Source organism: Streptomyces sp. NPDC059142, assembly GCF_042755665.1.
Classification (GTDB): domain Bacteria; phylum Actinomycetota; class Actinomycetes; order Streptomycetales; family Streptomycetaceae; genus Streptomyces.
Window position 1 is genome coordinate 26854 of the sequence record NZ_JBHZDA010000081.1, and the last position, 5634, is coordinate 32487.

General features: G+C 70.2%; 6 protein-coding genes and 1 pseudogene. 2 read left to right on the plus strand and 5 right to left on the minus strand.

Translation table 11 applies throughout. From position 1 onward, the window contains the following. Positions 1-97: 97 nt before the first annotated feature. A pseudogene (locus ACFXPK_RS24960) lies at positions 98-415 on the minus strand ((2Fe-2S)-binding protein); the annotation flags it as partial. Beyond that, a complete protein-coding gene (locus tag ACFXPK_RS24965) occupies positions 412-684 on the minus strand; it encodes a 5'-nucleotidase (RefSeq protein ID WP_385007286.1) in 273 nt (90 codons plus the stop codon). The pseudogene ACFXPK_RS24960 and the gene ACFXPK_RS24965, both read right to left, overlap by 4 nt. Before the next feature lie 126 nt (positions 685-810). Here ACFXPK_RS24965 and ACFXPK_RS24970 point away from each other — a divergent pair, with 126 nt between their 5' ends. Both ACFXPK_RS24970 and ACFXPK_RS24975 read left to right on the plus strand, forming a co-directional pair. Continuing rightward, the gene (locus ACFXPK_RS24970) at positions 811-1821 is read left to right on the plus strand and encodes a helix-turn-helix transcriptional regulator (RefSeq protein ID WP_385007284.1); all 1011 of its coding nucleotides are present in this window, start codon (positions 811-813) and stop codon (positions 1819-1821) included. A gap of 283 nt (positions 1822-2104) precedes the next feature. Beyond that, positions 2105-3082 carry a LuxR C-terminal-related transcriptional regulator gene (locus ACFXPK_RS24975; protein ID WP_385007282.1) on the plus strand — a complete coding sequence of 326 codons (978 nt, stop codon included), beginning with the start codon at positions 2105-2107 and terminating at the stop codon, positions 3080-3082. A 141-nt stretch (positions 3083-3223) separates the two neighbouring features. Here ACFXPK_RS24975 and ACFXPK_RS24980 read toward each other — a convergent pair whose 3' ends face one another. From ACFXPK_RS24980 to grpE, 3 genes are all read right to left on the minus strand, one after another. Beyond that, the gene (locus ACFXPK_RS24980) at positions 3224-3703 is read right to left on the minus strand and encodes a heat shock protein transcriptional repressor HspR (RefSeq protein ID WP_385007280.1); all 480 of its coding nucleotides are present in this window, start codon (positions 3701-3703) and stop codon (positions 3224-3226) included. A gap of 4 nt (positions 3704-3707) precedes the next feature. Beyond that, positions 3708-4898: a molecular chaperone DnaJ gene (gene dnaJ / locus ACFXPK_RS24985; RefSeq protein ID WP_385007278.1), complete on the minus strand. Its 1191-nt coding sequence runs from the start codon at positions 4896-4898 to the stop codon at positions 3708-3710. Positions 4899-5009: 111 nt separating this feature from the next. Continuing rightward, the coding region (gene grpE, locus ACFXPK_RS24990) for a nucleotide exchange factor GrpE (protein ID WP_385078766.1) at positions 5010-5634 on the minus strand (625 nt) is incomplete at its 5' end.

The window sequence follows — 5634 nt, forward strand, 5'->3', positions numbered from 1 at the left end:
CTCGCCCCCCCCGCGCGGGGGGGGGGTGTGAGTTCCTCCTTGTCTCCCTTCGACTCCCCGCGCTCGCCCCCCCACACCCCGGCCCCCCCCCCCCCCCACTGCGGGGGGTGGCGAGGGTGGTCTGTGGTGCTCCGACGAGCTGGTGGTCACGCTGGTCGAGGTTGACGAAGATCATGTCGTAGCGGATGGCGCAGCGGACCGGGCGTGGAGCCCCGCGCGGCCTGCGGAGGCAGCGGTAGGCACGTACGTCCTCGTCCTCCTCACGCACGACGACGATCGGCTCTCCGAAGAGAGTGACCATCAACGAGTCTCCTCGGTGGGGGATGGCCGTGACCAGATCGATGAAGTGCCACCCCGATCGGTACGCCGTGGCCATCTCGCGCCGGAAGACCCGATCGTCCGGCGGGACGGTCATGCCGTGATGCCGGCCGGGGTACTGCCCCACTCGATGTCGCCGGCGTCACCCGAAGCCGCCTTCGGGGCCACCGTCCACGAGATCTCCTCGGTGGTCATCTCCCCGTCCGCGGCCCGGACGACGGTTCCGGCCGGAGTGCTGGTCCAGGAGATCTCCCCCACCGCGGTGGTCTGGCCGGCCGAACCGGCCGGAGCGCTGGTCCAGGAGATCTCCCCGGCAACACCCAGCACACCGTAGGCCAGAGCCGCAGAGAAAGCAGTGGCAACCACCGCGCGAAGCATTCTCTTATACATAGTCGGCTTCGTCCTCACTTGATGGATTCCTCTCCCCCGCCATCTAGACGATGTCTCATTCGGACACGTCAACACCACCGGGACGAGGCATCATGTTCCTGCATGTTCAGGACCCTGAGGGGTGGAGATTTGACCGAAAGCATCACAAAACCGACACATCCCCATGCCGTCACTGATCTATGTGAAGACGGCAGGCGGCTTTACGCCAGCGCGCTGCGCTCCGGACGCCTCGCCCGGAGCGAGGCCGAGGCCGCTCCCTGCCTCATGGAGTTCCCGCTCCTCCATCCGGACCCGGACGATCCGGACTGGCTGCGACCGGTTCCGCCGTCCGCCGCGCTCTCCCAGCGGCTCAACCCCATCGAGCGGGAGATCCAGGAGCGCCGGCACTTCGCGGTGGCCCTCACCGACGCTTTCGAGCCGTTCATGGCGATCGCCTCGCAGGGGCCGCCGAGCGCCCACGCGATCACGGTCCTGGAGGGCAAGGGACGGATCAACGCGGCCATCGACCTCGCCACGGCCGCGTGCAGAACGGAGGTCCTGACCGTCCAGCCAGGAGGTGTCCGCAGCGCCGACGCGCTCGAACAGGGGCTGGAGCGCGGCCAGCTCGTGGTGGACCGCGGGGTCAGCATCCGCACCCTGTACCAGCACACCGTCCGGCACGGCCAGGGCACGCTCGCCTACGCCGAACGGCTCGCCGAGGGGAACGTCGAGATCCGGACGCTGGAGGAGCTGGTCGAGCGGCTGATCATCTTCGACCGCACCGTCGCGTACATCCCGGCGCGCTCCGACCGCGCGGTCGCCCTGGAACTGCGCCATCCGGCGCTCGTCGACTATCTGGCCCAGGTCTTCGAACAGCTCTGGAGGCGCGCCACCCCCCTCACCGAACAGGTCTCGTACGAGCCGACGCCCGACGGCGTCTCCGGCGTCCAGCGATCGATCGCGAAACTGCTCATCGAGGGGTACGTGGACGAGGCCATAGCCCGGCGTCTGGGGATGAACGTACGGACCTGCCGCGCCCACATCGCCAAACTCGCCACCACGCTCGGCAGCGGAAGCAGGGCACAGCTCGGCTATCTGATCGCCCACTCGGGAATCCTGGACCAGGAGCGCTGACCCGGCATTTCGAAACACCTCGACATACCTCGCTCCGCACCGCCCACAAACGAAAACCAGCGTGAACAGAGAGAGGGAAGGCACCGACTGAATCGACCCGAATCAGCTCGAATTCCCTGAACCGGACGCCGAACCACCGCCCCTGCACGGCGAGAACTCGGCGATGGCCTCGGTCACTCTCTGTAGAGTGCCGACACAGGCCTGCCCGGATCAAGCGAAACTCGACTGCACTGATGCGCACTGCGGAACCGTGCAGCACTGCGGAACCACGCAGGAGGGACATATGACACAACCGGACGCGGTGACCCACAGAGAACCGTCGCCCGCTGTGTCGGCGGGGGCGCACAACCTGCTGCGCCGGCTCGTACGGGGCGAACAGGTGGAGCGGGCGGAGCCGGGCTGCACGGAGCTGATCGCCCTCGGACTGGCCGTGCACGACCCGCACTCCGACCGGTGGGGCGTGGCCGACCTGCACCACGCCGAGCAGACCGCGATGGCCGAGGAGCGCGCCGGCATCGCCCGTCACCTCCAGCGCATGCACCAGCTCGACGAGCTGTACCGCGACATGCGGACGCACGAATCGCCCACCGGTAACGGAATCGAGTTTCTCGACCGGCTCGAACACGTCAATGCCGCCATCATGCAGGCAGCGGATTACGCGCAATCCCACATGTATACGGCACATCCGGTGAACCGCTCCGCGAAAGGACTCGCCGCGGTCGTTCCCCGCGAGATCAATCTCCTCCAGCGGGGTATCGCCCGCCGCACGATCTATTCACAGGCCGCCCGCACCCGCGCCGCGGAACAGGAGTGGGCCACGACCATGTCCGCGCACGGCGCGGAGATACGTACCCTCGCCTCCGATTTCGAGCGAATGATCCTCGTGGACAGAAGATTCGCCATCATTTCCGACCACCGGGACGAGCCGAACAGAATGACCGCGTTCAAGGTGACGCACCCCGGCATGGTGGCCTTCCTCCATCATCTCTTCGACCAGCAGTGGGAGCGGGCCGAGCCCTGGATGGGCGGGCGGTTCCGGCCGAGGGAGGGCATCGTCACCACGGGGCGCTCGCGGCGCATCCTCAACAAGCTCCGCGAGGGCCGCACCCTCAAGCAGATCGCCAGCGAGCTGGACGTGAGCCTGCGCACCGTCAACACCGACCTGAACAAGCTGTACGAGGTCGTCGGCGTGGACACCCTGTTCTCGCTCGGGGTGTGGTGGGGCTCCGAGGCCGCCGCCGAGGAACGCAAACTGGGCTGACCGCGCTCCCCGTACGCGCCCTACGCCCCCTGCGGCCGGACGCCCCCGCCCGGTGGCACAACGGTGGGAAGCCCCGGCCCGGGTCTCCCGGCCGGGGCTTCCCACCGCGGTGAACGGCTCGCGTCCCTCGCGCGCCCGAGGTCAGTCCGTCGCGCGCTTGGGCTTCGGGCGCCAGACCACCAGGGCGCTCGTCTGCTGCACGTCCTGGTAGGGCACCAGGTCCCGGCGGTACGAGGCGTGCACCTGGGCCTCGCGCTGCCGCATCGCCGCCGCCGCGCCGTCCACCGCGGACGACAGCTCGGCGACCCTGGCCTGGAGCGCGGCGACCTGGTTCTCCAGCTCGATGATGCGCTTGATCCCGGCCAGGTTGATGCCCTCGTCCTGCGAGAGCTGCTGCACCTGGCGGAGCAGTTCGATGTCCCGGGCCGAGTAGCGCCGCCCACGGCCCGCCGTACGGTCCGGCGAGACCAGGCCCAGACGGTCGTACTGTCTGAGGGTCTGCGGGTGCAGCCCGGAGAGCTGGGCCGCCACCGAGATGACGTACACCGGCGTCTCCTCGGTCAGCGTGTACGCCGCCCTGCCGAACGCTGAGGACGGCCGCCGCCGCCCGTCCCTGTCCATCGGGTCATGCTCCCTTCGCCGCCTGGAACAGCTCCGCCCGCGGGTTCTCGTCCGCGGTCGCCTTCCGGTACGCCTCCAGCGCGTCGCGCGCCTGGCCGCCGAGGTCCTTGGGCACGACCACCTCGACGGTGACCAGCAGGTCGCCGCGGCTGCCGTCCTTGCGTACGGCGCCCTTGCCACGGGCCCGCATCGTACGGCCGTTGGGGGTGCCCGCGGGCAGTTTCAGCGTGACCGGGGGGCCACCCAGCGTGGGCACCCGCACCTCGCCGCCGAGCGCCGCCTCCGTGAAGGTGACGGGCACGGTGATGGTGAGGTTGTCGTCCTTGCGGCCGAAGACCGGGTGCGCGTCGACATGGACGACGACGTACAGGTCGCCGCCGGGTCCGCCGCGCTCGCCGGGAGCGCCCTTGCCGCGCAGCCTGATCCGCTGGCCGTCGCTGACGCCCGCCGGGATCCGGACCTGCATGGTCCGCGAGGACCTGGCACGCCCGCTGCCCTTGCACACCTCGCACGGGTCCTGGGCGATCAGCCCGCGTCCCTTGCAGTCCACGCACGGGTCGGTCAGCGAGAAGCCGCCGCCCGAACCGCGCGACACCTGTCCGGTGCCGACACAGGTCGGGCAGACCCGCGGTGAGCCGTTCTTGTCGCCGGTGCCCGAACACGCCTTGCACGGCGCCTGGCTGGACATCCGCAGCGGGACCGTGGCCCCGTCGACGGCCTCGGTGAAGCTCAGCGTCACCTCGGTGTCGATGTCCTGGCCGCGGCGCGGCTGCGTACGGGTGCCGGGTCCGCCGCGGTTGAACAGCCCGCCGAAGACGTCCCCGAGCCCGCCGCCGAAGCCGCCGGCCCCCGCAGGGCCGCCCTGCGGACCGCCCTGGCCGCCGCCGAAGAGGTCGCCCAGGTCGAAGTTGAACGAGCCGTTGCCGCCCGCGCCGGGCCCCGGCCGGAATCCGCCGTTGCCGAAGAGCGAGCGCGCCTCGTCGTACTCCTTGCGCCGCTTGGGGTCGCCGAGGACGTCGTTCGCCTCGGAGATCTCCTTGAAGCGCTCCTCCGCCTTGGCGTCGCCCTTGTTGGCGTCCGGGTGGAACTCGCGGGCGAGCTTCCGGTACGCCTTCTTGATCTCGGCCTCGGTGGCGTCCTTGGGAACGCCGAGAACCTTGTAGTAGTCCTTCTCCACGAAGTCCTTCGTGCTCATCCTCGACGTCCCTCCTCTCCGCCCGCACCGGCACCGCCGGCCACCGCGTCACCTGTGTCCGGCACGCGGCCGGCGCGTCGCGCGCCGGCCGCGGCCGGTGTTTCCGCTCCGTCACCCCTCGTCGGGGCCACCGTTCTCCCTGTCATCGGCCGCATCCGCCTGCTCCTCCGCGGACTTGGTCTTGCCGCCCGGCTGTGGCTCGGCCACCGCGACCCTGGCGGGCCTGATCGTCCGCTCGCCGAACCGATACCCGGGCTGGAGGATCGCGACGCACGTCGTCTCCGTGACGTCCGGCGCGTACGAGTGCATCAGGGCCTCGTGGATCGTCGGGTCGAAGGGCTCGCCCTCCGTGCCGAACGGCTGGAGACCCAGCTTGACCGTGACCGCTTCGAGCGACTCGGCGACGGACTTGAAGCCGCCGACCAGCTCGTCGTGGTCGCGCGCCCGGCCGATGTCGTCGAGCACGGGCAGCAGTTCGGTCAGCAGGTTCGCGACCGCGATCTCCTTGACGGAGACCCGGTCCCGCTCCACGCGCCTGCGGTAGTTCTGATACTCGGCCTGGAGCCGCTGGAGGTCCCCCGTGCGCTCGCCGAGCGCCGTACGGACCTGGTCGAGCTGGGCCAGCAGAGCCGCGTCCTGGATGTCCCCGGCGGGGGCCGCCGGCCCGGACTCCTGAGCGGAGTCCGGCTCGGCGGCCATCGGCGTGGCGTCGTCGGCGCCGGAGGGGACATCGGGC